The 25,257-nt window shown below is 47.2% G+C and carries 23 protein-coding genes and 2 pseudogenes; 15 read left to right on the forward strand and 10 right to left on the reverse strand.

The window, feature by feature from the left end; translation table 11 throughout:
• Positions 1-116: 116 nt before the first annotated feature.
• Together CMM32_06420 and CMM32_06425 are read left to right on the forward strand one after the other, a co-directional pair.
• Entirely contained in the window at positions 117-890 is a 774-nt protein-coding gene (locus CMM32_06420) for a hypothetical protein (protein ID MBT06535.1), read from the forward strand.
• Positions 891-927: 37 nt separating this feature from the next.
• On the forward strand, positions 928-1,896 hold the full coding sequence (locus CMM32_06425) for a hypothetical protein (protein ID MBT06536.1): 969 nt from the start codon (positions 928-930) through the stop codon (positions 1,894-1,896).
• A gap of 4 nt (positions 1,897-1,900) precedes the next feature.
• On the opposite strand, the gene CMM32_06430 is transcribed toward CMM32_06425, so the two are convergent.
• Positions 1,901-3,160: an MFS transporter gene (locus tag CMM32_06430; GenBank protein MBT06537.1), complete on the reverse strand. Its 1,260-nt coding sequence runs from the start codon at positions 3,158-3,160 to the stop codon at positions 1,901-1,903.
• 136 nt (positions 3,161-3,296) lie between these two features.
• Positions 3,297-3,917, reverse strand: coding sequence for a hypothetical protein (locus CMM32_06435; protein ID MBT06538.1), 621 nt, complete (start codon positions 3,915-3,917; stop codon positions 3,297-3,299).
• A 340-nt stretch (positions 3,918-4,257) separates the two neighbouring features.
• Between CMM32_06435 and CMM32_06440 the strand changes: the two genes are divergently transcribed.
• On the forward strand, positions 4,258-6,039 hold the full coding sequence (locus CMM32_06440) for a dihydroxy-acid dehydratase (GenBank protein ID MBT06539.1): 1,782 nt from the start codon (positions 4,258-4,260) through the stop codon (positions 6,037-6,039).
• Positions 6,040-6,088: 49 nt separating this feature from the next.
• On the opposite strand, the gene CMM32_06445 is transcribed toward CMM32_06440, so the two are convergent.
• The gene (locus CMM32_06445) at positions 6,089-6,994 is read right to left on the reverse strand and encodes a short-chain dehydrogenase (GenBank protein MBT06540.1); all 906 of its coding nucleotides are present in this window, start codon (positions 6,992-6,994) and stop codon (positions 6,089-6,091) included.
• A gap of 119 nt (positions 6,995-7,113) precedes the next feature.
• The gene (locus CMM32_06450) at positions 7,114-7,941 is read right to left on the reverse strand and encodes an aldo/keto reductase (protein ID MBT06541.1); all 828 of its coding nucleotides are present in this window, start codon (positions 7,939-7,941) and stop codon (positions 7,114-7,116) included.
• A gap of 207 nt (positions 7,942-8,148) precedes the next feature.
• On the opposite strand from CMM32_06450, the gene CMM32_06455 reads away from it, so the two are divergent.
• The 4 genes and pseudogenes from CMM32_06455 to CMM32_06470 all read left to right on the forward strand — a co-directional run bounded on the left by CMM32_06455 (position 8,149) and on the right by CMM32_06470 (position 10,430).
• Positions 8,149-8,427 carry a hypothetical protein gene (locus tag CMM32_06455; protein ID MBT06542.1) on the forward strand — a complete coding sequence of 93 codons (279 nt, stop codon included), beginning with the start codon at positions 8,149-8,151 and terminating at the stop codon, positions 8,425-8,427.
• Positions 8,428-8,548: 121 nt separating this feature from the next.
• Positions 8,549-9,181, forward strand: coding sequence for a flavin reductase (locus tag CMM32_06460; GenBank protein MBT06543.1), 633 nt, complete (start codon positions 8,549-8,551; stop codon positions 9,179-9,181).
• Positions 9,182-9,262: 81 nt separating this feature from the next.
• Complete coding sequence (locus CMM32_06465) at positions 9,263-9,721, forward strand: hypothetical protein (protein ID MBT06544.1); 459 nt, start codon at positions 9,263-9,265, stop codon at positions 9,719-9,721.
• A 72-nt stretch (positions 9,722-9,793) separates the two neighbouring features.
• Positions 9,794-10,430 (forward strand): annotated as a pseudogene (locus CMM32_06470) (uracil phosphoribosyltransferase).
• Here CMM32_06470 and CMM32_06475 read toward each other — a convergent pair.
• On the reverse strand, positions 10,281-11,642 hold the full coding sequence (locus CMM32_06475) for a hypothetical protein (GenBank protein ID MBT06545.1): 1,362 nt from the start codon (positions 11,640-11,642) through the stop codon (positions 10,281-10,283). The pseudogene CMM32_06470 and the gene CMM32_06475 overlap by 150 nt on opposite strands.
• A 189-nt stretch (positions 11,643-11,831) precedes the next feature.
• Here CMM32_06475 and CMM32_06480 point away from each other — a divergent pair, with 189 nt between their 5' ends.
• The 8 genes from CMM32_06480 (at position 11,832) to CMM32_06515 (ending at position 19,707) form a co-directional block, all read left to right on the forward strand.
• A complete protein-coding gene (locus CMM32_06480) occupies positions 11,832-12,620 on the forward strand; it encodes an enoyl-CoA hydratase (protein ID MBT06546.1) in 789 nt (262 codons plus the stop codon).
• Between the two features lie 119 nt (positions 12,621-12,739).
• A complete protein-coding gene (locus CMM32_06485; protein ID MBT06547.1) occupies positions 12,740-13,525 on the forward strand; it encodes a 3-beta hydroxysteroid dehydrogenase in 786 nt (261 codons plus the stop codon).
• 44 nt (positions 13,526-13,569) lie between these two features.
• Complete coding sequence (locus CMM32_06490) at positions 13,570-14,541, forward strand: quinone oxidoreductase (protein MBT06548.1); 972 nt, start codon at positions 13,570-13,572, stop codon at positions 14,539-14,541.
• A gap of 90 nt (positions 14,542-14,631) precedes the next feature.
• Entirely contained in the window at positions 14,632-16,248 is a 1,617-nt protein-coding gene (locus tag CMM32_06495; protein MBT06549.1) for an FMN-binding glutamate synthase family protein, read from the forward strand.
• A gap of 201 nt (positions 16,249-16,449) precedes the next feature.
• On the forward strand, positions 16,450-17,094 hold the full coding sequence (locus tag CMM32_06500; GenBank protein ID MBT06550.1) for a heme-binding protein: 645 nt from the start codon (positions 16,450-16,452) through the stop codon (positions 17,092-17,094).
• 170 nt (positions 17,095-17,264) lie between these two features.
• Positions 17,265-17,918, forward strand: coding sequence for a GTP cyclohydrolase I FolE (folE, locus tag CMM32_06505; protein ID MBT06551.1), 654 nt, complete (start codon positions 17,265-17,267; stop codon positions 17,916-17,918).
• A 167-nt stretch (positions 17,919-18,085) separates the two neighbouring features.
• The gene (locus tag CMM32_06510) at positions 18,086-19,180 is read left to right on the forward strand and encodes a hypothetical protein (GenBank protein ID MBT06552.1); all 1,095 of its coding nucleotides are present in this window, start codon (positions 18,086-18,088) and stop codon (positions 19,178-19,180) included.
• A gap of 77 nt (positions 19,181-19,257) precedes the next feature.
• Positions 19,258-19,707, forward strand: coding sequence for a hypothetical protein (locus CMM32_06515; GenBank protein ID MBT06553.1), 450 nt, complete (start codon positions 19,258-19,260; stop codon positions 19,705-19,707).
• 182 nt (positions 19,708-19,889) lie between these two features.
• Here the strand turns inward: CMM32_06515 and CMM32_06520 are convergent, their stop codons facing one another.
• From CMM32_06520 to CMM32_06540, 5 genes and pseudogenes are all read right to left on the reverse strand, one after another.
• Positions 19,890-20,720: a hypothetical protein gene (locus CMM32_06520; GenBank protein MBT06554.1), complete on the reverse strand. Its 831-nt coding sequence runs from the start codon at positions 20,718-20,720 to the stop codon at positions 19,890-19,892.
• Between the two features lie 17 nt (positions 20,721-20,737).
• Positions 20,738-21,151 (reverse strand): hypothetical protein, encoded by a 414-nt coding sequence (locus CMM32_06525; protein ID MBT06555.1) that lies wholly within the window; start codon positions 21,149-21,151, stop codon positions 20,738-20,740.
• Between the two features lie 63 nt (positions 21,152-21,214).
• Entirely contained in the window at positions 21,215-22,732 is a 1,518-nt protein-coding gene (locus CMM32_06530; protein MBT06556.1) for a microcystin degradation protein MlrC, read from the reverse strand.
• A gap of 52 nt (positions 22,733-22,784) precedes the next feature.
• A pseudogene (locus CMM32_06535) lies at positions 22,785-23,747 on the reverse strand (site-specific DNA-methyltransferase).
• Between the two features lie 97 nt (positions 23,748-23,844).
• The gene (locus tag CMM32_06540) at positions 23,845-25,020 is read right to left on the reverse strand and encodes a peptidase M20 (protein ID MBT06557.1); all 1,176 of its coding nucleotides are present in this window, start codon (positions 25,018-25,020) and stop codon (positions 23,845-23,847) included.
• Between the last annotated feature and the right edge of the window lie 237 nt (positions 25,021-25,257).

A 25,257-nucleotide genomic window follows, 5' to 3' on the forward strand; every position in this document is an offset into this window, starting at 1 on the left:
TCAAAGGGAAGGGTTGGTAGATATATCTCTGGCGCCTTCCGTGAAGATTACTCAGAGATTTTGTGCTAACAAGGCTCTGAAAGCGAATAACTCTTTTTATCAGAGGTGTGCAAAAAATGCCACGTGCTATTCATGGGTTGCTGCTGGGCATGGTTATGGGCATAGCTGCTGGCTTGGGTGTCAGCCCTGTTTTGGCTGAGCCTGAAGACTCTGCGGAGAGGTTGGCGGCGAGGATTGCCTGGGGTCTGGAGCGGTTAAAGAATGGTAATTCTTGTAACCGTTGTTACTTCAACGGAATAGTGTTGCGTGGCCATACTCTCTACAGGACCAGTTTGAAAATGGTCGAAATGCGGAATGCCGACCTCCGCTGGACTTATTTTGAAGATGTGGATCTATTTCAGGCCGATCTTAGGGGTTCAGATATGAGACAGGCGTCGTTGGAAAACACTAATCTCTATGATGCAGATCTGAGGACAACGGACCTAGATAAAGCTAATTTGAGGGGTGCGGATCTGACCAGTGCTAATTTACAGAGGGCGTATTTAACTGAGGCTATTCTAAGTGGGGCCACTTTGCGTGAAGCTCGCCTTGATGACGCAGACTTATCTGGTGCAGATCTTACGTTTGCCGATCTCTCCCGCGGAATTTTGACAAGGGCAAATTTTACTGAGGCTAATTTGGAAAATGCTATATTAAGTTATTCGATTTTGGGGGGTGCAGACTTCAGTGGTGCTAATTTAACCGGTACTAGGTTTCGCGGTGTTGACTTTGCAAACGCTAATTTGACAGATACCGATCTTTCTAAAACCAAACTGTCGGCAATGGATTTGGAAAAAGCAATTTTATGCAGAACTCTGACCCCCTGGGGAGAAGATAATAGTGGATGTTGATTTTGAGTATAAGAGAGACAGCTAAGGAACTTATGAGATGAAGATTGGTTATCTGATAAAGGTTCGGCCAGATCTGGAAGATATCGTGCCGGAAGATGTAGAGGAATATGTCCAAGTCTCTGTTGGGGAAAATGGCCTCTATTCGGATGAAGACTTGGAAAAAGTAAAAGACGTAGACGCATTTATTATTGGCATGGAGCCTGTAAACGAGCAAATTTTATCTGCGGCAACAAATGTAAAAATTGCTCAGAGGTTAGGTGTTGGTTACGAGACTTTTGATTTGAAAGCGACGGCCGAGAGGCAGATACCAGCTTGTAATATAGAAGGAGTAAATAAAGAGGCGGTCGCAGAACATAACATGGCGCTCATGTTGGCTTTATCAAAGAAGCTTCCTCAGGCATCGGCCCTAACAGAGAGTGCAGACTGGCCGGCCGCAAGGACCCTCTCTGATGGTGCCTTTGAACTGAAAGGCCTGACGCTGGGCATAGTTGGTTTTGGAGACACCGGTTCTTCNCTAGCTAAGCGTGCACGACCNTTTGAGATGGATATTATTTACAGCGAAATTCGGGAAGTAAATGANGGTGTTGCGAGCCAGCTTGGAGCGAAGAGGGTCAGCCATGAAGAGCTTTTTAAGACGTCAGATATAGTTTGTATTTGCACCAACTTAAATGACACGAGTCGNAATTTGGTGAACGGCGAGGCACTTGCNTTAATGAACTCTAGGACAACNTTAATTTGTTGTGCCAGAGGGGGTATTTTAGATGAAGCGGCCGTGGCCTCTGCACTTAAGTCTGGCCAAATATTGCAAGCAGGGATTGATGTTTTTGAAACGGAGCCGATTGAGCCAGACAATCCACTTATTGGGATTGATAATTGTATTTTGACCTCTCACGTTGCTGGGGTCACAAAGCCCACATCCGCCCGAATATGGGAGTGGGCACATGAAAATGTGCGCGCGGTGGTAGTAAAAGGTGAACGTCCTCGTTGGATAAGAAATGGAGTGTAGGCAGCTAGGATTGAACTGATGCCTGCCGATGCAGACGATTTAATATCTTTAACAGCAAGAGTAATAGGCAGCAAACAAGTGTAAGCATGTAGAGGCTGCTTGTAAAACTGCCGGTAATATCAGATAAGACCCCGAAACAAANGGGTCCNAGGAATCCGCCNATTTCAGCAAAGGAGAAAAACAGGCCCCCCGCTGCTCCAGCGTGTTTAGTCCCCACGCCACGCGTTTCTACCAGTGATAACATTAGTATTGTCATAAGGGAACCCCGAGCTAACCCTTGCATTGCTAACCCAAGGCTCAATGNGATGGTCTTGTCAGAGTGCTGGAGAAGCAGAGACGAGCTGCCAGCAATGATTAGCAAGCAAAGCAACAAAGTATTTCGTCGGCTTGGAATAGCTAATCGAGGAATGAGCAAAGATCCTAAGATGCCAACCAGGGCAGGGATGGTAGCCCAATATCCGGCCTGAGAAGCACTCATGCCTCCTCGACGTAGAATTTCTGGTAGCCAATTATTCAAACTGTGATTAAAGAAGAATGCGCCAATTGCCATGACCAATAGGNTGATTACCATTGGTTGCCGAAGGAGTGTAACAAAGACCCTTCGTTGNGGTTGATCNCGCTCGTTCACGTGAAGTTCGTCTATTCGCTGGGTTCGCGGGTGATTGGCGATGATAACCCAGACTAGGCTTATGCAAATGACAANTCCTGAGTATAGGAACATGACGTNTCGCNAGTTATTGTCGAGCAGTGGCATGGCTATGCTATTAGTCGTGGAGAGCGCCAGGATACTGCCAAGGGCTGGTCCAGTGATGTAAATACCCATCGCCAATCCTCGTTGCTTTCCCTTAAAGCATGCGGCAACAAGTTTCGGTGCTCCTACGGAAATTAGNGGGCCTCCGATACCAAATCCAGCTACGGCAAGGAATAAGCTCACTTGGTCTGTNCTTAGGCCTCTTGCAGCGCAGGAGGCCGCCATAATTAACCCGGCTGNAANTAGTGCCCATTTGGGGCCGNCTCTATCTAAGAATGNACCACAAGGTACGGCGGAGGCGATGAAAATTAAGGGCCAAGCTCCTAGTATTAAACCAATGGTGCTGTCGTTTATGTTTANATCTTGACGTATCGTGCCCACCANGGGAGCCATAGCCGCAAGGGTTAGGCCAAATGCAAAATACAAAGCCCAGACCCCAAACAATAAAAACCACTTAGCTGAGTTGGGGGAATCTGCAACTGGCAATTTGTTAATGTTAGAAGTTAGGGTCATTCGGTAAACATCACACTTTGCCCTGCAATGGGTTGGCTTGTTAGTTTCAAGGGAGAATATCTCAGAGGTTAAAGTAAGGATTTAATAAATTTGGATGTGGTAATATATGTACTCAGCGAAGTCTCATTAATAATGGTCACATTGCTGCGCACCCTGAATTCATTGTTTTCCAGAACCTTGTATTGGTGTTACACAGGATTGCCTTCTTTATTTGGTGGTACCAAACCTTGGCACTTGACATGTCTGCGCCTGTCAGTCTCGTGTNTTCTAGGTTTGACCCGTATAACCAAGTATCACGTAAGTCAGCATTGCTGAGGTCGGCATCGTTAAAATTGGTTCCGACAAGTACGGCTCCCCGAAAATTGGTCCCTTGTAGCTTGTTGCCGGTCATATTTGCAGCCCTAAGGTTGGCCTTATAAAAGTTTGTATTAGTTAATTCAGCTCCGACGAGGCTTGCAGCTAATAAGTTAGCTCCACTTAAGTCCGCTTCTGTTAAGGTTGTTTTGCGGAGATTAGTTCTTATCAATTGAGCTTTTCGAAGATCAGCCCCCGAGAGGTCTGCTCCCCGTAAGTCTAGCCAGCTGAGGTTGGCTTTTCGTAAATCGCAACCGGGGCAAGAGTTGGAGGTTTTGAATCTCTCTAGATCTGTTTCATCAAACCCCAGCGAGGGCTGGGCTATTAACAGAATATTGCAGGCGATTAAGCAGCAGCCGATACATCGGAGAAACAACATTTTTTTCACATTTATTGGAAACAAGAATTACAATCTCTACACTATATCATAGTCTAAAGGAAAGTAAGTTGGGGGGAATTACTTGTGGCAGGCTATTTCATAAAAACAATTTGAAATTGATCCTGATATTTGGCTAGGTTGGTTCNCTTGGCATGGCTTGGTAGAATTGTCCGGGCTGCTTTTCTGAGGTTGTCTGGAAGAGATACTCTCAGGTATCTTTTCGGACCCTCAGTGTTGGTGGTGAATTTTAGAATCTAGATCGTGTGGAGAAGCGCTTGTGAAAAACTCTAAGACAGTTCTCATTGATAATCATCCAGGAAGAAATGCCCAGACATTTGGGATTGCCAGGGAGCTCGGCACAAGTATGGATCTAATCCACGAGCCTTCTGTAGGGGTGATTGGTAATAAGGGGGATTCGCAATGCTATTTGGGAGTGCAGCGAAAGGTGGAGGCCATCCAGGAGAGCTTGCTCCAGCAGATTGGCGAAAGTGGAACTAAAATGAGNATGCGTCTGGTTCAGCCGGAATACACCATCGCCACATCGGACGGTATGCGGAACGGTACCAAGGAGATGCGTTACTCTCTTATAGGTAGGGAGGTCACGCATGACTCGGTTTGCGAGCATCTTAGTGCTAGTGGCCTGGAGGGAACAATCGCGGTTGTTGCTTGTGATAAGCCGCCTGTGGGAACCGCGGCCGCCATACTTGAGCATAATCGACCTGCAATTATCATGTCGGATGGAGCTATCCGGCCGGGGACGGACTCTGAAACAAATGAGCCGATAGATATTATCTCGGGTTTTCAGATTGCGGGGCACAAGGATGGTGATGTCAAAAAACGTGTAGCTTGTGAAGCTTGTCCCGGTTACGGGAGTTGTGGTGGGATGTTTACCTACAACACCATGCAAACCTTCATAGGGGTCGTTGGTCTTGAGCCGTTACATATGGTTTCCCCTGCTTCCGAGGACCCTNGGAGAGTAGATCAATTCCCAGGAGAGNTGGTCGGATATCTGAAATCATTAGTAGANTCGGAAACCTTGCCACGAGATATCGTNTCCCGGGATTCTCTNAGGAACGCGATGATTGTATCACTGGCCGTAGGGGGTTCTACNAACGTTCTGCTTCACGGCCCGGANATAGCGNGGGCCGCAGGTTTCGNGAANTTTTGGNGAGATATTATNTCTCCAGATGAGTTCAACCATCTTTCGCANNATGTNGTNCCNGTNTTGATAGATGCCCGACCCTTTGGTCGTTATTCGATGGTTGATATAGATGGAAANGGGGGTATCCAGGTTATTGTGAAGGAATTNTTGGCAGCTGGATTACTAAATGGGGANACGCTTACCTGTACANGCGAGACCNTNGCTGAACANGTTAATCGACTGGATCCACCAAATCCTGATGGTGAGGTTATTTATACCGTGGAAAATCCGTTCAAACCGACGGGAGGTTTGCGAGTATTGGGTGGCAATCTGTCGCCCGAATATAGCGCTGTATTAAAGCTGGCTGGTGTGGAAGCTGGCTTGGAAGACAATACTTTTGTTGGTAAGGCGCGGGTTTTTGATGGTGAGGAAGGTCTTTTGGAAACCTTAGAGAATAGGCCCGAAGTTTTTCAAGATAATGATATGGTGATTGTTCGGTATGAAGGGCCGAGTGGAGCTCCCGGGATGCCTGAGATGCTTGACTCTACTTCTCGTATAACGACCCTCTGCCGTGAGAAGGGCATTGTCGTTGGTTTAATGACCGATGTACGTTTTTCTGGAGGGTCCGTGGGACTTGTTATTGGCCATGTTGGCCCGGAGGCTGCGCTGGGGGGCGAAATTGGGTTGGTTGAGGATGGTGATGAAATCGTAATAGACTTGAACGTTAATGAAATCAACTGCACGGAACTCCGTGACGCTGCCAAGAGAGAAGAGAGAAGGAAGGTTTGGGAGCAAGCTGTTGCTAGCAATGGTGGAATACACCCTTCTGTTGGTAACGCTAACACGCGGTTATTGAACCAGATGCGGAATTCCGCTGTACCGGCTAATTTGGGAGCAGGGATGCATCCAGGGAGAAAGCTGTGGGTTAGCGAGCCAAGACAGGCTGTTGCAAGTGGTTTCCAGCCAAAAAATGTACACCGGCCGGGTTCCGAAAAAGCCTTTTAAGTAAGATTGGCCTTACGCGTGTAGAGCTCGTTATTGAGTTTGATTAGGTTTAGTCTAGTTCGCGCCCGTCCATGCCGGCATTCTTTCGTATCTTGCCAATCATTTCGCGGATTTTTGGGCCAAGAACTTCCGGGTCATCCATTTGATCGACCCGGGCGCCAGGCCGCCAGCCCTCAAGCACAGCAACTTGTCCGGCCCCCGCCTCAATGACCCGACCGGTTATGTCTTGGGCATCAGTGCTTGCCAAATATACTACAGTGGGTGAGACCCAGCTTGGATCGCGCTCAGCTATTTCTTGTTCTGTGTATTCCCGAAGGTTATCAGTCATGCGGGTGTAGGCGCTTGGTGAAATGGCATTAACTGTCACGCCGATTCGTGCCAACTCTCTCGCGGCGATAACAGTGAAGGCGGCAATTCCTGCCTTGGCTGCGCCATAATTCGTTTGCCCAATGTTCCCATACAGGCCGGAAGTTGAGCTCGTGTTTATGATCCGGGCCATTACGGGCTTTCCATCATCATTTTGTTTTGACATAGCGCGCCAATAAGATGCTGCATGACGAGAGGGCCCGAAGGTGCCCTTTAAGTGGACGCTTATCACGGCGTCCCATTCTTCTTCTGTCATATTGACTAGCATGCGATCGCGTAAGATCCCGGCATTGTTTACCAAGACATCTAGTTTCCCAAAGGTATTAATGGCTTGGTCAATCATGTTTTTTGCGCCGTCAAAATTGCTGACGTCATCGCCGTTCACGATAGCTTCCCCGCCCATAGCAGTGATTTCTTCAGCCACCGCTTGGGCTGGAGATGGATCAGATCCCACACCGTTTACCGTGCCCCCAAGATCGTTGACCACAATTTTTGCGCCGGCCTTAGCCAGTTGAAGGGCGTGTTGCCGTCCCAGCCCTCGGGCTGCACCTGTTACAACCGCCACCCGNCCTTCACATAATCTTGCCATCAGATACCCTTTCTAATTACTTGCCTGAGAATTATTANCGGNCTCCGNTATTTTTGGCAAATGGCTTNCTGGGNCCAGGTTTNCNTCTACNAACTTATTNTTCCACNCTATCTCTATATCTAGATTCCGAAAATGGACGCNAGTCCCGTGTNGTTGCCTATNTTTACCATTTCCTCTCTATCAGGGCAGTCTTTAGGTTGACTAGCTGCCGCTAGAACAAGTGGCAGCAAGGCAATATCACCGACGGAGTTGAGGAAAATTCTGGGGTCCGAAAGGACCCAACTAACAGAATTATTTATATCTTCCTCTTTTTCGAGGGCTTGATACCAAGTTGTTTGGTTTCTGNTGNCNCCAGCACCCCACGGTCCACGGGCAATTGCTTTGATTGTTTGNACGGCTACGTTTTGTTCTGTGCAGTATGATATTACTTTNTCAAACTCTGCTGGGTAAGTGGNGTGATTAGCTGCAACCCAGTTCCAGGGNAACANAATGGAATCNAAATCGAACTTGGCTAGGCTTCTTTGGTGCATAGCTGCGGCTGTCCACCCATGACCTGTGACCCCTATGTACTTTGCNAGACCTTGATCACGCGCTTCTACTAAGGCTTCNAATGCCCCNCCAGGCCCAAGTGCTTGATCNCATTCATCCGGGTGTGTGAGGCTATGTAATTGGATTAGGTCAACCTTATCTGTTTTTAGGCGTTCCAGAGATTGGTGAAATTGCTCTTTCGCTTGCCTGTAGCTTCGTTCTTTTGTTTTTGTTGCCAGGAAAAAATCTTTGCGATGTNGAGACATCCATTCCCCAACCCGTAATTCAGCTGTGCCATANCCNGGAGCTACGTCGATGTGGTTTACCTCGTGCTCAAATAGGAGGTCTAGAACGCGTTCAGCGGTTCCGATATCTGTGTCCCAGAGTGCTGCAGCACCAAAAATGACTGCAGAACTCATATGTCCAGTTTTACCGAACGCCCGCTTTTCTATGGCCACTTTCCCATTCCTTTTTGCAATAGTGCGGTCCAGATTAACGTGGACTATAAGTATAGTAGATACCATTTAGGAGTGCGAGTTGGCATCTAAATCGTTAGACTCAGTTGCTTATTTAGCTAGGTTTTAGATGAGCGGGCCCGCAGAGTTTTGGGGGAGAGAGGTTCCAATATGAACAAAAATATTGAGGTTGCCGTTATTGGAGCTGGCCTAAAGCTTATGCAGACGGCAAAAAAACGGATGCCGTATCAACCACCGGTGCCNAAACCCAGCAGTCCTNCCATCGATAGGTTGGCCGAAGAGGGACGCTATGGTGTGATGAGTGGTGCTGGTTTCTTTGATTATGGTGGTAAGTCTCCAGCTGCAATTTTTAGGAACAGGGATATGGGACTTTTGCGGCTAAAGTTGGAGGCGGCAGAGATTGAAGAAGATTATCCGCTAGGTTCTTAAGGGATCCTATTAATAACCGGGAGGCAGGTACTCACCTCGGTCGCAATCTCAAATGCATTGGCATGCGATCACTTTGGAGAAATGTGAAGAATATGCCAGACAACTAGGAGAAATGAATTTAATGTTTTTTGATCCGAGAGATGTTGGCATGAAGCCTGAACCGTTCAAACACTCAGTCTACACCGCCTTGGTTGTGCCTAGGCCTATTGGGTGGATTAGCACTGTGAGTGTTAATGGCATCGNAAATCTTGCTCCTTTCAGTTTCTTCAATTCAATATCTGGTGAGCCCCCATGCGTAATGTTTTGTCCAAATGGCTTTAAGGCAGGGACAGCTGAGCCAAAGGACTCTCTGGTGAACGCGGAAGAGACGGGCGAGTTTGTATTCAATATGTGCACCTATGATCTGCGCCACGAGATGAACGCTACGTCCAAGCATGTGCCGGCAAGCATTGATGAGATGGCAGAAGCTGGCTTGGAGGCAGCCGACTGTATTAATGTTAAGCCTCCGCGTGTCCAGAGTTCACCAATTGCTCTAGAGTGTAAGTATCTACAGACAATTCATCTTCCTTCAAACAAATCCAATATTGCAAACAATATGGTGATTGGTGAGGTTGTGGGTATACATATTTCTTCCACCATGGTGGTTGATGGGAAAGTGGATGCCAGAAAAATCAAGCCTTTGGCCAGATTAGGTTATTTGGATTATGCTTCTATCGAACCAGTCAATATCTTCCCCATAGATAGACCCGAATGATAATATTCGTCTTCTTTCCCATCTGGGCTAAGAAAGCGTGGACGTTGATCTACTGCACGCTTAATGACGTACCAGTCAGCAATGAATTTATTTTTTTTAGATCGCGATATTGATAACGCGGTTAAGTATCATTGTGATAAGCACGTTGTCAAAATGTGCCTGGAAACGGCCCAACTCCTGTGTACTGCACTGGATAGATATGNGATCNCTGGGCCATATAAACCGACCNACAAACGTCATCCAACGGNTCTTTGGACGGGTGACAGTATNGATCATTATCTTTGGCTANGGGTTTTCGGNTTAACGCTATGTCGGGAGTATACGTGGCGATACCNGAAAGTGCATGCCTCTGCAAATGTCATAGAGACGTTGCCCNTTGACCCGCCTTTTCCAGATGNNGGCTGGAAAGATCCTCCACAGGCAATGCCTGATAAGTTTAAGAGCGATGATCCTGTAGGTGCCTATCGGCGTTTCTATAAGGCGGAGAAATCACGCTTCGCTCTGTGGACACGAAGGCCCATTCCCCAATTTATGCTTTAATATTANGCCGGTCTTGTTCTGACCGTGTATAGTAGGTGGGTCCAGTTAAACCATCTCAGGAGTAGCATCACAATGACGGCTGGGAAAGTGACTATAGTTGATCATCCTCTTGTTCAACACAAACTTACTCTCATGAGAGATGTAACGACCCCAACAGGGCAATTTCGCCAGTTGATGCGCGAGGTGAGTTTTCTTTTAGCATACGAAGTCTGCAGGGATTTCGATACTGAACGCGTCCCTATTCAAACTCCACTGGAAGCGATACAGGGGGTAAAACTGAAAGGAAAAAAGACATGTATCATTACGGTCATGCGCGCGGGTAATGGAATGCTTGACGGTATGCTTGATCTAATCCCTTCAGCCCGAGTTGGGCATGTGGGTCTTTATCGCGACCACAAAACCTTGGAGGCNGTGGAGTACTATTTGAAATTTCCCTGNNCAAATGAANGAACGTGTTTGCATANNCGTNGATCCCATGTTGGCTACGGGTAANTCGGCTATCGAAGCCGTGCGCCAGGTTAAGATTGCTGGCGCGACGCGAATAANTTTNATGTGTCTCTTAGCTTCCCCGGAGGGCATCAAAAACTTTGAANTGAANCATCCNGATGTCCCTATTTACACAGNNGCAATTGATCGGGAACTTAATGAGTNAGGATATATTTTGCCNGGTCTNGGNGANGCCGGAGACCGGATGTTTGGAACCAAATAGTGNATGNTAATTGNTTATTTTAGATNNAAATNANTCGTACGATACCTGNGCCTGTTGGAATGCGTTTTTAATGCCNTCCTTCANTGCGTCTATNTCTGCGCAGACTGCATATCGCACATAGTCNGCGAAGTGGACGCCAACCAANCCTGTNTGCTCNATCATTGAGAAATTAAATTCGGCNGAGTTAGANATTGTTTTCCCNAANGCATGTCGAGGAGTTTCCCACAAGGTATAAAAGCCNGCNCGTGGCTTTATAGCTANCTTCATTCCNTGGTCTTCCATGATCTGGGTGAGAGTTNCCAGGCGCNGCCTGTACATCGNNCGGTACTNTGAGATATTTGCTTGNTCTTCNTCGAGGGCCGCAAGTACCCCNGCTGCCATAGGTGCCACAAAGCCGGCGTCGGTCTTTCCCTTAACTTCCCTAAGGTCGCTGATGAAATCGGGTGATCCAATGGCTGCGCCTATGTGCCAGCCTGTGCCATTACCAATTAATTTAGCTGCGGTAAAAGCCTCGCACCAGGATAACTCGGAAAAATCACTGGCAACTTCTGTTAAGTTTGAACAATCATCTGAATGACTGAGGGATATATACGCAGCATCATTAAAGAGGCGAATATCATTTTTGGAGCAATAATCACAAAGGATTTCAAACCACTCGGCGCTCGCGATTTGTCCTGATGGATTGTGTGGGTAATTTGTCATGATCAATTTGGTTCCATCGGGGATATCGCTCAGCTGAAAGCGAAATTCATTAGCAGAATTCAAGGGGAGGGGGTAGTGGTTCACATTCGGATGAAATGCGCACCAATCGGCTGGAATTGGGTAGCCGGGTTTGCTCATGGTGGCGACGCTCACTTTCTCAGTAGCGCATCCGCAAGCGAGGGGAAGTAGCCCAAGCATTGGTTTAATCCCAGGAATTGGCAAGTAAGCCACACCGTTGAGGGCCACCCCTTTGGTCAGATGTGCTTCAACAAACTTTTGAGAAAACTTCGGAATTGCCGGGCTATCGTTATATTGATATGCGTGCATGCTTTCGTCAGTACTAAGCACAGCTGCGCTTGCAGCTTTCCGAGCACTGTGCAGGGCTGGACCTCTTGGCTCCCCAATTGAAAGATCAAGGAGGACTTGCCCCCTTTGGATTGCTTCACTTCTTTTGGCCCTTATTTTCTGGAAAACATTTGCCCCGCCTGCTCTTAGTCTTGAACGACGCATATGGGGTTACTCCTACCTAATAAATTTTGAATAGATGCCAGCAAATACTGGAACCTTTGGAAGATAATGTAGCAGCGATTTGGCAGTACACCAATACGACGGACGGAACTCTATCGGCAACCTGCTTGCTGTCGCCATTGTCATCCGTCATCATGCATTTCGAAACATATTAAAAGTGGAGTATTCCTTATGCCCGAAGGTAGAGTTGTGGTGGAAAAGGATCAAAGTCTTGGCCGTGTTATCTTTGACAACATAAAAAAGCATAATGCGATGTCGCAAGCTATGTGGGATCAACTTGCTGCTGCCATGAAATTTTTCGAGAAAGAGGACGATATAAGGGTAGTGGTTCTCGAGGGCGCCGGAGAAAAGTCATTTGTTTCTGGTGCAGATATTTCCAAATTCGAAAGCGAACGTTCTGATAGCAGTCGCATAAAGGAATACGGCGTGTCTGTTGAGCGAGCGTATAGTGCGGTCCAATTCGCAATTAAGCCAACTATTGCAAAGATCGATGGCTATTGTTACGGAGGTGGTATGGGAATTGCAGTATGCGCTGATTTGCGGATATGTTCAGAGAATTCTAGCTTTTGCATTCCTGCCGCTAAACTTGGAGTTGGTTACGGGCATGCGAACACAAAGGTACTTTTGGATTTAGTGGGTCCAGCATTTACCAAAGAGATTTTTTATACAGGCCGCCGATTTAGTAGCCAAGAGGCGTTGAACATGGGATTGGTCAATTGTATACAGCCGCAAGATGAGCTGAATCAATACGTTGCCAATTATGTAGAGATTATTTCCAATAACGCTCCATTATCAGTAAGGGCAACAAATTTAATTGTGAACGAGTTACTTAAGGATAAGGAAGAACGTGATGATGCATTTTGTCAAAAGCTTGTCGAAGATTGTTCTGATAGTCAGGATATAGAAGAGGGTCGACGTGCATTTATGGAAAAACGAAGACCGATGTTCGTTGGTTATTAGAAGGAAGAGAACGGCAAACTGGAATCTATGGGCAATGCGAATTGAGTTTATGAGTAAAGTGCTGTGGTCGTAGGTCAGCCGTCGGCCAACTCTTATTGCGAGCAGGAGTAGAAAATGTAATGGCACGTTTGGATGGAAAAATTGCCCTGATTACTGGTGGGGCCTCAGGTTTTGGGGCCGCAACTGCTAAAATTTTTTCCCTTGAGGGGGCGAAAGTAGTTTTAACCGATAAGAATACTGCTGGAGTGAAGTCAGTTGCGACAGAAATTGGTTCGTTAGCTACATCTTTAACACACGATGTATCCCTTGAGGAAGATTGGGACCGTGTTATTAAGGAAGCCATCAGCATGCATGGACGGATTGATATTCTCATGAACAATGCGGGGGTGATGGGGACGGGGGCTCCGCAGGATGTCGAAAATATGAGCTTAGCCGAGTGGAAGTTTGTGCAGGATATCAATAGCAATGGGGTTTTCCTCGGCTGTCGGGCTGTAATTCGGGAAATGAAGAGTACAGGCGGTGGATCAATTATTAATATTTCCTCCACTGCGGGAATTCGCGCCGCACCGGATATAGCGGCATACGGCGCATCGAAAGGCGCTGTTCGGCAGTTAACTAAGTCAGTAGCAGCTTACTGTGGGCTCAAAGGCTATAATATTCGGTGTAACTCAATCCACCCGGGTATGGTTCGAACTCCTCTTGGAGAAGCTGTCTTAAAACTGTACGGTGATCTTGAGAGTTCTGCGAAAAACAGAACAAGGTCAGTGCCCCTTGGGCGACTTGGCACAGTGGAAGATGTTGCCTATGCCGCACTTTATTTGGCGTCAGATGAAGCCCGCTACATCAACAGTAATGAGCTCTTTGTTGACGGTGGTATGCTTGGTGGCGGCACACTTGGTGGGTGACGCCTCATTTTTCATATAATTTTATTTGAACAGGGATTTTGGGAATGAAAGCAGCAATTATTGGTAAACATGGCGTAGAAGTAGGTGATGTCGCTAAGCCTGAACCTCAACCCAATGAGGTTCTGACAAAGACCGTTGCGTGTGGTTTGAATAGAGCAGATGTCTTAATGGCGGCGGGGGCGTTTGGGGGGGTGTCAAGTGGATCAGGGACTGTCATCGGGATGGAATGGGCAGGCCAAGTTGAGTCCGTTGGAGCGGACGTGAAAAATTTTTCGCCAGGGGATCGCGTAATGTGTGCTGGTGGTGGGGGTTATGCTGAGTACGCGGTAAGCGACTATGGCCGTACCATGAAAATACCGAGTGCCGATATATCTTATGAACAGGCGGCAACCTTTCCCATCGCTCTCCAGACGATGCATAATGCTATTGTTACCAGAGGCCGCCTTAAAAAGGGGGAGAGTGTCCTTATACAAGGGGCAAGTTCCGGGGTCGGATTAATGGCCATGCAGATAGCCCGCTATATGGGGGCGGGCCAGGTGTTTGGTACGTCAAGCAATGAGGGTCGTCGCAGCCGGCTAGCCGAATTTGGTGCTGATGCCGTATTTGATCCGAAAGATCCTTCGTGGGTTGACGCTGTCCTAGCGGCGACGGGAGGCGAAGGAGTTGATCTCATCGTGGATCAAGTGTCTGGCCCTGTTGCGAACCAAAACTTGGCGGCAACCAGGGTTCTTGGTCGGATTGTCAATGTCGGCAGGCTTGGAGGAGGCATGGCGGAGTTTAATTTTGATCTTCATGCCTTGCGTCGGATCGAGTATATCGGCGTGACCTTTAGAACTCGCTCACCTGAGGAAATACGAAGCTTGGTTGCTGCTGTGGAACGAGATCTTAGAGTAGCAATCGAAGAGGGAATCTTAAGCCTCCCGATCGATAAGGTATTTGCACTCAGCGAGGCATCATCCGCGTTGTCTTATATGGAAGCCAACCAGCATTTTGGTAAAATTGTATTAAAAGTTTAACGTCAACAGCAGCAGAATTAGTTCTTCTAGGTCACCTTTAACACTATATTTGGAAGAGATCCCAAAGCGAGATCATAGGGCAAATAAACAATGTATACTTTTTCGGATTGGCTTTGGGGTCGTTATTCTGGGTTATTCTATTCTGCAGCGGGGGCTGTAGCATTCTTTGCGGCTAGTATAGCCAATATGATGTTCCTTCCGGCGTGTCTGATTTTTACGTTTGTGGCTGCCGTGGGGGCTGCTAATTTTTCCCAGAAGCGATCTAATGTCCTAACTAACTATCCTATTTTAGCGTATTTCCGATTCTTTTTTGAGAATATACGTCCTGAGCTTCGTCAATATTTTTGGGAGTCGGATAGCGATGAACTGCCGTATTCTCGTATCCAACGCTCTCTCGTCTATCAGAGGTCCAAAGCCTTATCTAGCGTGCGTCCGTTTGGAACACAGATAAAAATGTATGATGAAGATCATGAGTGGCTTAATCATTCCATTACACCCACTCGCCTGAGTTCACAAAATTTTCGGGCAACCGTTGGAGAGGGAGACCACAGTTACGAGGCTTCTATTCTCAATATTTCGGGCACATCTTTTGGTGCATTGTCACCCTCGGCAATTCAGGCTTTGAATACTGGTGCTCAACTTGGCGGATTTGCCCACAACACTGGTGAGGGAAGCATATCTCCATACCATGTTGCCGGAGGAGGTGATCTCATTTGGCAAGTTTCGACGGGATATTTTGGTTGTAGAACTAAAGGTGGTCAGTTCGACCCAGCGCTCTATAAGGAGAAAGCCCTCAGTGAACAGGTTAAGATGATTGAAATAAAGCTTAGTCAAGGTGCTAAACCTGGACACGGAGGAATATTACTTGCGCCAAAGGTGACCCAGGAAATAGCAGAGACTCGCGGTGTAACGGTCGGGGAGGACTGCGTATCCCCATCTAACCATTCAGAGTTTTCCACGCCAGCGGGCCTGTTGGATTTTGCAGATCGACTTAGAGAGTTGGCGGGAGGCAAACCCGTTGGCATCAAGCTGTGCATCGGCCATCCTTGGGAATTGGCAGCTATAGTCAAAGCCATGGTGGAAAAACAACAGTATCTAGATTTTATAACGGTCGACGGCGCGGAAGGTGGCACAGGAGCAGCTCCTTTGGAATTTGCAGATAGATTGGGATGCCCGCTGACCGACGCGCTAGTCTATGTTGATAATGCCTTGATTGGCGCGGGCTTAAGAGANCGCGTGAAGGTNGCGGCATCCGGTAAAATTGTGAGTGCCTATGATATATTGAGNCATATAGCNNTGGGCGCCGATTGGTGCAANATGGCAAGGCCTTTCATGTTTTCTGTTGGGTGTATTCAAGGATTGGCTTGTGAATCCGGNAATTGTCCGACAGGTGTTGCTACAATGAATCCAAAGCGATATCGAGCACTTGATATTGATGATAGAGCAAGCCGGGTTGCGAATTTTCATAAAAATACTCTTCATGTTGTAAAGGAGATGATTGAAGCTTGCGGGTTACAACACCCNGCTGAGCTCAATAGAAGACATATTGTGCGAAGGGTATCATCTAGCCAAATCATGCTGGCTGATCAANTNTTCCCNAGGGTGCCTCCCGACGCTTTGATCAACGGAGAAAAATGTGATGACCCNAGATTAGATGTTTATTGGTCCCGGGTGAGTGCCGACAGCTTTTCTTTAGTTCCCGACTAAATGAGTTATTCATTGTATTTGTGATCCGTTTATGACCAGGGTGCGTATCATACGTGCTCTTGGATGTCANATATGTAGTTAATAGTATGTAAAAAGTTTTTTGCACTTCATATCTTCACGAGTAGCACAAAATTATAGCGTTCATGAGCGGAAGATAGCTGGTGGGTTAATTAACTTCGGGTTGAGTGGGTCTTAAGTTTCATGACATCTCGGTCGCTCTTAATTGTAATTGTAGGTTATCTGCTTGCAGGGTGCTCCGCGCTTGGTATTAGGGGAGAGTATGAGCAAGCGACTTATGTTGTTGTGGAAAAGTTATCTGAGCAAATTGAAATTCGTCTTTATGAGCAACGATTGGCGGTTGAATCTACTGTCGATATCCTAAATTACGATGACGGCAGAAACTCGGCGTTCAGGATGCTGTTCGACTATATTTCCGGGAACAACTATGCGGCAGAACTAGCCTCTCCTGAGGGTGACGACNCCTACACACAGGTTGCGATGACTACACCGGTAGAAACATCGCGTACCCCTGCAGGAGGCATGCGGATGAGATTNTTCTTGCCCGCCGAGTTTACCTTGGATACGGCGCCGCGACCCGTGGATCCTAAAATTCGAATAATTCAACTGGAAACGCAACTGCAGGCGGTGTTGCGTTTTAGTGGCGTTGCCAGTGAGAGTTCTGTGGAAAAAAGNGTGAAAGAGCTGTTTGAAACGCTGGAGCAATCTCCTTGGGATACTGAGGGTGAACCAGCTACCTATGTGTACGATCCGCCTTGGACTATCCCATTTTTTCGGCGGAATGAAATTGTGATCCCGGTTGTGTCTACCTTGTCTCAGAAACCATAGTTGGGCTGTGATGTCGCACGCTAATTAATTTTTTCAAGAACCCGCTGAATCTTATTATCGTTTTCGACTTCTGAGGGATTTTTTCCATAGTATCTTGAAATTTTAAGTGCAAACTGTAAAAACTTGAAATGTTAGTTAATTAGGGTGAATGACCGGTGCGTGGGGTTTATATGGATGACTTGGTCGGTGATATAGAGGCTAAAGATAAAGAAGTGAATGTTACGAGCNTAAGTGAGCGTAGGCATCCCAGTCAATCGGAAGCCGAAGCAGCTGTCCGAACTCTTATAGAGTGGGCTGGTGATGATCCGGATCGAGAAGGTCTCAGGGATACACCGAAGAGGGTGGCCAAAGCCTATCAAGAGTTTTTTGTCGGATATAGAGAAGATCCAGCGGTTGTTCTTGGCGCAACATTTGCAGAAACAGCTGACTATGACGGGATCGTTACATTGCGGGATATTCGGCTCGAATCCCACTGCGAGCATCACATTGTTCCCATCCTTGGCAAGGTCCACATTGGGTATCTGCCGGCCGGGCGCGTGGTTGGAATCTCGAAGCTCGCCCGCCTTGTAGAAGTATTCGCTAAGCGCTTGCAAATTCAAGAAGCTCTGACCTCCCAGATAGCGGATACCATACAGAAAGTGTTGGAGCCTCAAGGGGTTGGTGTGGTCATTGAGGCAGCGCATCAGTGCATGACCACCCGAGGTATTCGTAAACCGGGGGTCAGCATGGTAACAAGCCGAATGCTTGGGGCATTTCGGGACGATCCGGCCATGCGTCGNGAATTTCTGGACATGATTGGTGACGTGGGCGGAAACCGGAAGTAATAAGTACCAAGCAAAGCTAGGCCATTTAAGTCAGTGTTGAGGTAGTGGATACCCCTTAAACGCAGAGTAAGAGACCATGCTGTGGCAATTTGGTGTCAACCAACCACTATTTCCCAGATAACTGATGGCATTGCCATCATGATCCGGAAATCAAATCAGGAGCACGAATGCCTATGAAGGGGNGGCCGGTATCAAGATGGAAACGTGCAATTGTATTCTGGCTATTTGTTTTAGTGGCTGCTTACGCGGCTTATGTCTACCCTGTGGTTTCGATAAGTCGTTGGCTAGGTTACTCGCAATGGGCATCGTGGCCAGTCACAATCGCTTTGTGGGTATTGATCGTGGTGGGGTTGTGGTGTTCGTTTCGGAGCTCCCTAATCAAGAGTAAACTTCTGTGGGTTCACTGGATGGGAATTGGATTCATTTTCTTTTCAGTGTGCGTCGTTTACGAATTATTTTGTCTATTCTTAGATATCGATGAAAACCAAGGTGTCTTGGGCGTGATAACTATTGGGGTTTTTCTGTCATTGTTTTCGTTTTTCAATGGACAACAGATCGTAGTTAAGAAGAATAATTTCACTTCTCCCAAATTAACCCGCTCGTTTCGATTGATTCAATTGAGCGACGTTCATATTGGTTCTCGTAGTGCCCGTTATCTTGCGCGTGTGGTTGATCGGGTTAACGCGCTGACTCCCGACGCAGTTGTGATTACTGGTGATTTAGTCGATACAGAAAGTGTGGGTGCGAGTGACCTAGCTGCCCTTAAAAAGGTGGGCGCACCGACTTTCTTGTCCATTGGTAATCATGAACGTTATGTTGGCTTGGAAGCGTTGCAACCATTGATAGAATCGCTTGGTATAACGATTTTGCGCCAAAGTAGCCAAGTGATAGGCGAGATACAATTGATTGGCATTGATGATGCGGAATCAACGGATCAGGTTGCTGTGCAGTTGCCTTTGATTGAGCGTTTTAGCGGAAAATACGACGTATTGCTCTATCATCGACCGCTTGGCTGGTCGGACGCCTTTAGGGGTGGGGTTGATCTAATGTTGTCAGGCCACACTCACAATGGTCAGATTTTCCCCTTCAATTGGTTGGTGCGAACCCAGTTCAGTCGTCTTCAGGGGCTCTATTCGGCTAGTGATGGGTCAGGCCAACATTATGTTTCACCGGGCACCGGTACCTGGGGCCCGGTCATGCGTCTTGGTTCACACAACGAGATTACCGTTTTTGATTTGGGATCAGCAGGAAAAACCGCGTAATTGGGAAAATATTGTGTTTCACTGTTTCCATTAGAGTAATTGTCCGGAGGGAAATTCATGAAATCGTTTGACTTATAATGGTTAGAATTTATGTCGATGCTGATGCCTGTCCGGTTAAGAAAGAGGTAGAACGGATTGCGACACGCCATCAAATTCAAACTTATCTGGTATGCGATGGTGGAATTCGCCCTTCGCAGAATCCATTAATACAACTTGTTGTTGTTAATCGGGGGGCCGATGCCGCGGATGACTGGATTGTAGATCATATCAGACTAGCTGATATCTGTGTGACTAATGATATTCCGCTTGCTGGACGTTGTATTAAAGGGGGCGCTTTTGCTATCAAACCTAATGGCAATATCTATAACAACGATAATATAGGTGTTGCTCTTGCTATCCGGGACATAAAGGAAGGCCTGCGAGCAACCGGTGAGATGACGGCTGGTCCTCTTCCGTTTAGAAAAACCGATCGGTCCAAGTTCCTAGATCGCATGGAAATGATTGTCCAAGAGGCAAGAAGATTATAGTTCATTGCATCACGCTAAATCCGTAGTGCCTAGCTGGACATTATCTCCTGTTTCTTCGTGCTAGGTTGTCCTTTTTTTATCTGAATTATACCCACTTGGAAAATCATAGGCTATTGTCCATGTCCGAGTTTTCAGGACAGGCGCGCATTAAGAAGTAATTCTTGGCGAAGCTTTTGACTAAATCAGAGGCGCCTCCGGCGCGAGGGCTGCTTAACATCACAAAAGACTTGGGCTATCCGAAAATCCTCACGAAGGGTGTCTCCTTGCCCAACAAAATTATCTGCAGCAAGTGGGAATAGGGGGGCGTAGGGATTAGGAAATACGCTCGCTCGCTCCAGGAGCCATCGTATGGACGTTAGGTCAGATGTATAAACTCGTCCTCGGCGGTTAGTTGAGGCGACTAGGATTCCGATAACTTGTCCCCGGTCGTTGAACATAGGTCCACCCGACAAACCGCCTAGCGATGGCAGGCTATCGGGTGCCCTCTTGCGTTCTGCCCATGTATGAACCAGCTCATCGGTGTGGTATCGGCCTCTCTGTTTCATACGGTTGAAGCCCATCAGCTGCGCATAAACACCACCAGGTGAGCGCTGCGGATACCCAATTGCGAACCCATCCTGGCCTTTCTGAAGGTCTTCATTGAAGAATGCGAATGGTTCTGGGTCGATCTGTACAGCCAATAGGGCCACATCCGCGTTCGGGTGGAGCACAATTTGCTGGGCGCCTATGCCCTTACGTGGGCCTTGCACCAGTCCGATAGTGTCGCAGCCATCCGCAACGTGACGCGCTGTAAGCCACCAGCCTCCACCGATGGCGAAGGCTGTTCCGATCGACGGCTGCTGTGGTGAAAGATCGATCGTAAACGTCCCGACGTCCAGGTACTCCCCTTCCGCATAAGAAACTGGAGGTCGGCGCACAACTTCATTCTTGGGAAAGCGTGCATAGGAAAACAGCGCGTAGAGAACTCCGACTATTGTTGCCAGGTATGCAAGCCCATTCAGTAGGCGATCCATGAATCTAACAACCCGGCCTAGCCCGATACGGCGGCGGCAGTGATTGCGGCTACAGCCAATTTGATGGCAGAGAGTAAAATAGCAGCAGCTACTTCACCTGCCTCAATGCGAGTTGAAAGATCACGTAGAAGCAGATCGGCAAGACGAAATACAATTAGTTGAATCACTAGTGTGAGAGCCCCCCAAATTACGATGTCCGCGACGTTCACGCTTACGGACATCGACGCGGCTAGGGGAATTGCAAGTCCAAGCACAGCGCCAGCTAAGGAAATTGCAGCAGCTACGTTCCCCTCTCGGACAAGAGCCACATCCTTATGGGGGGTGATCCAAGTGTAGATCGTTACTCCTAAAACTAGCATGACAATTGTTACACAAAAGTGCATGAGCAGCACAGGAAATCCGGCCAGAAAACTTTGAATAACTGCATCCATGTCTCACATTCCTACTCAATAACGTTGTGATTTGATAGTCTTCATATTTGAATGGTCAGTGTCTCAGGTCTCATTAGTGGAGCGTGGATCATTAACTTGATCCAATGGAAATATTGGGCGGCGGATGTTATCAAAATTGAGAGCGCTGTAATCTGAGGTGCACACCCCGACCCCGGCGCACTCTACTATCTCTTGTGAAATGTGCTCAAAACCGGCTCGCCAATGAATGCGGCTTTTTAAGGCCAAAAACCGCTTGCGAGAAGGATCAATGCCGAGTGATAGAAAGGCTTCTTCATCATGAGGCTCGACATGGCTCGAAATAATAATTATTTCAACGCGTCCTGTGTCAAACACTACAGTCGGGCCCATATCTACCATAACGCCGGCTGACATGGGGCCGCGGTTAATAAAACGTCCATCAGAAATCAATTTAACCCGACCACGGACTTCGAGCGGGGAGCCTCTATGTCCAATTGATGGCAAATCCGTTTTCCCCCCCAAGGATATGGTCAGTTCCACGCCAATGCCCCCGGCTATCAGTTGCCCAACGGCTTTAGGATCGTGAATGGCAAAAAAGGCGACATCTTCAAGGCCGGATTCCAGAATTCCCTCCAGCACTTTCATTGTGTCCATTGAGCCGCCAGATGCAGCATTGTCGTAATGGTCGAGTAGCACGACAGGCCCTCTATCTTTTTCAATTCCTAAAACGCGAGCCTTTTCTAACGAAAGTTCAAGTGGTTCAATCTGGTAAACAAATTCATTCCGATGATCCCAAGCGTAGTCGAGAAGTTCATCTCTTAACCGCTTAGCAAGGGCCATATCATTGTCGGTTACAACCACAGCGCTAGAACCAGCCAGTTTTATATCAGCATGAGGAAAGCCGGTGAAAAAGCTTGCTGCTAAAGCGCCTGCTGCTTCCATGCGCTGCGCCATTGCCTGGATTTCTCTATTGGGGCTATCACTAGATCCTTGACGCATGACATGAGGCATCATCGGCCTGTTTCCCCAAGCCATGGTGGGGCGGACTTCGCCTTTTATCATCGCCAAGATTGGTCTTGCAGCACGTAAGCCTGTTTCATATATGTCGATATGGGGGTAGGTTTGATACCCAGCGACGACGTCCGCCAACTCAACCATGTCAGGATAGAGATTGGTGTGCATATCAAGTGCAACTCCGATAGGTATTTCTGGCGCTAGTTCACGAAGTCTATGGATCAAGGGTCCTTCGCCATCGGCCTGGCTCTCTGTTACCATAGCGCCATGAAGATGTAGTAAAATTCCGTCACAGCCTTTTGCAACACAATCACAGATTCTTTCTGTCATGTATTCGTAGGCATTATCTTCAACCAACCCTGAGGGCCAAGCGCTGGCAGCGATAGGAAAAACCATCTCTGCTCCCTCTGCTTCGGCCACTTCAATAAAACTGCCAAGAGCCGTACCTGTTCCTTTGAAGGCTGGTAGTACTTCATCTTCCTCAAATGGCACTGGACGGGTATTCCCGCGTGCAAACCTTTCCAATGGTGTTGGCACAGGTGAAAAAGTGTTAGTTTCATGTTGCATCATGGCAATAACAAGGCGCAAATTCGGATCTCCTATGTCTAGAAACCGTTAAATCTAATTTCGGGGTGTTCCGTCAATTTCTCTTCTTTTTTGATAATATTCTTCGACCTATCGTGTTTCTTTCCCAAAAAACGCCCTCATTAAGTCCCTGTATCTTTTTATCAACTTGTGCCTTAATCAACCTTTTCTGGGCCCAGAGACAGTATTCCTATTCTCTTTCGAAGGCTAAAAAATTTCTATTAAGTTTGCTCGATACAACTGCTGTGGTTCCACTTCCTAAGAACGGATCACACACTAACTCGCCTTTGTTAGAACTGGCTAAAATTAATTTTGCAATCAACTTTTCATTTTTTTGAGTCGGATGATCAGTATTTTCTGGCATGGACCAGAATGGAATAGTTATATCGGACATTAAATTGGATGGAGCGGTATCTCTATACTTTCCCTTCTTTGAATCCACCCAATCCTTTGGCTTGCCGTCTTCTTTATAGGGAGCCATAACAGTTCGTCGAAGTTTCACGTCATCTATATTGAATGTGTACTCTCTCCCTACAGTACAAAACCAAATGTCTTCACTACAGTTTTTCCAATTAGTTTTTGCCCCTCTACCTTTTTCGCGTTCCCACGTAATTCGGTTTCTGATTTTGAAAAATTTTGAGGCCGCCTCGTAAATTGATATCGAACTGTACCAATCGCCGCAAATGTAAACAGATGCGTCCACTTTGAGTTTAGGAAGAAATGTAGAAAGAATTTCCTCTAAATAGGAAGTGTATTCGCCTATTGTGGTTTTAGAAAAACTCAACGAATTGAATTTTTTGTTCAAATTGTATGGTGGGTCTAAGATGAGAAGAGTGATACTTTTGTCCGCAATTTTGGATATTGCGTCCTTGTAATTACAATTCACAATTTTATTTTCAAAGTTATCAATAGAACTTAATTGATCCTTTGAGACAATTCGCTTGATCAAATCGTCTTTCTCTGACTCTAAAATCGTTAATGTTCGATTACGAGGTGCTCGCGTTTTTTGTTCTGTCATTTTTCGGTGTCACTTAATTGAAAGGCCTTTATTATCTGATTAATATGCTCAAATAATACGATCAGATCATTTCAAATGTTGCCTATCCGAAAGGGTTTCATTTAGCGGCCAACTGCATTTCCACTAGTTTGCTCCAGTAGCTTGCACCGATGGTCAGTATCTCGTCGTTAAAGTCGTAATTAGGGTTATGCACGTGGCAGCCTCCCGGACCACCCTCAACTCCGTTGCCTATGCGTATGTAACAACCGGGGCGTTCAGCGAGCATCCATGAAAAGTCTTCGGCACCCATCACTGGTGGTTCATCGCGCAGGATCTGCATTTCACCTACAATTTCAGCTGCCGCTTGGGCAGCAAAATCGGTCTCCTCGACTGTGTTTACGGTCGGCAAATAACGGCGATCGTAAGAGAATTCGATTTGCGCTCCGAAGGTTTGTCCAATGCCCTCTGCTATCTGACGCATTTCACGCTCGATTAAGTCTTGGATTTCGACCTTCAAAGCACGTGTAGTTCCCGAAAGAATTGCTTCCTCAGGAATTACATTGGTGGTATGGCCAGCGTGCACTTGGGTTACGCTGATCACCGCTGAGTCAAGCGGGTCGGTTCGCCGAGCCGCAATTGATTGGAAGCTTGTGATCATGTGGGCCGCGACGACGACCGGATCATTGCCTTGGTGGGGGAAAGCACCGTGAGCCCCGACGCCGGTGATTTTGACTTCGAAGAAATCTGCGGAAGCCATCATTGGCCCAGGGTTTACCGAAAATTGGCCCACTGGGAGACCTGGTGAGTTGTGCATCCCGTAGACAGCCTCACAGTTAAATTTCTCGAACAAGCCATCCTCTACCATGACGCGGGCACCTGCGACATTTTCCTCGGCAGGTTGAAAGATGAAATGAACCGTGCCATCAAAGTTTTTTGTCTCTGCAAGATATCGTGCTGCGCCCAGCAGCATGGTAGTGTGGCCATCATGGCCACAGCCGTGCATTTTGCCCTCGTTACGAGACTTGTGGTCAAACTCATTGAGCTCGTGGAGGTTTAATGCGTCCATATCGGCCCGTAGGCCGATCTTTTTACTGCCCGTCCCTACTTTGAGGGTGCCGACGACGCCTGTTTTTGCTAGGCCTTTATGCACCTCAACTCCATAGGATTCGAGTTCGTCAGCTACTACCTTAGCTGTGCGTTCCTCTTCGAATGCCGTTTCAGGATGACTATGAATGTCGCGGCGGATACGTGTCATATCGTCATGGAACTCGCTGATGCGTGTGTAAATAGCCATTTTGACCTCCCTAAACTCAAATATTTCTATCAGAACGCTGCGATTTAACCAATTTTATCTAGATTCTGAGTCAGGACGGTGTGATCCTGATTGTCCAAAGGCAACACGGGGGCTCGACATTGGCCCACATTAAATCCCCGATAATTTGCAGCACTTTTTACAGCCGAATTGTAGACATGTGTCCAGATAAACAGTTGGGAAGGTAAGAGACGTTGCCAAAGTTGGTTTGCTTCCCTG

The sequence above is a fragment of the Rhodospirillaceae bacterium genome (assembly GCA_002728255.1).
Classification (GTDB): Bacteria; Pseudomonadota; Alphaproteobacteria; order UBA7887; family UBA7887.

Coding starts and splice junctions, on each gene's coding strand:
- CMM32_06420 (MBT06535.1), top strand. CDS start 117: ATGCCACGTGCTATTCATGGGTTGCTGCTGGGCATGGTTATGGGCATA.
- CMM32_06480 (MBT06546.1), top strand. CDS start 11,832: ATGCCCGAAGGTAGAGTTGTGGTGGAAAAGGATCAAAGTCTTGGCCGT.
- CMM32_06485 (MBT06547.1), top strand. CDS start 12,740: ATGGCACGTTTGGATGGAAAAATTGCCCTGATTACTGGTGGGGCCTCA.
- CMM32_06490 (MBT06548.1), top strand. CDS start 13,570: ATGAAAGCAGCAATTATTGGTAAACATGGCGTAGAAGTAGGTGATGTC.
- CMM32_06515 (MBT06553.1), top strand. CDS start 19,258: ATGGTTAGAATTTATGTCGATGCTGATGCCTGTCCGGTTAAGAAAGAG.
- CMM32_06520 (MBT06554.1), bottom strand. CDS start 20,720: ATGGATCGCCTACTGAATGGGCTTGCATACCTGGCAACAATAGTCGGA.
- CMM32_06525 (MBT06555.1), bottom strand. CDS start 21,151: ATGGATGCAGTTATTCAAAGTTTTCTGGCCGGATTTCCTGTGCTGCTC.
- CMM32_06540 (MBT06557.1), bottom strand. CDS start 25,020: ATGGCTATTTACACACGCATCAGCGAGTTCCATGACGATATGACACGT.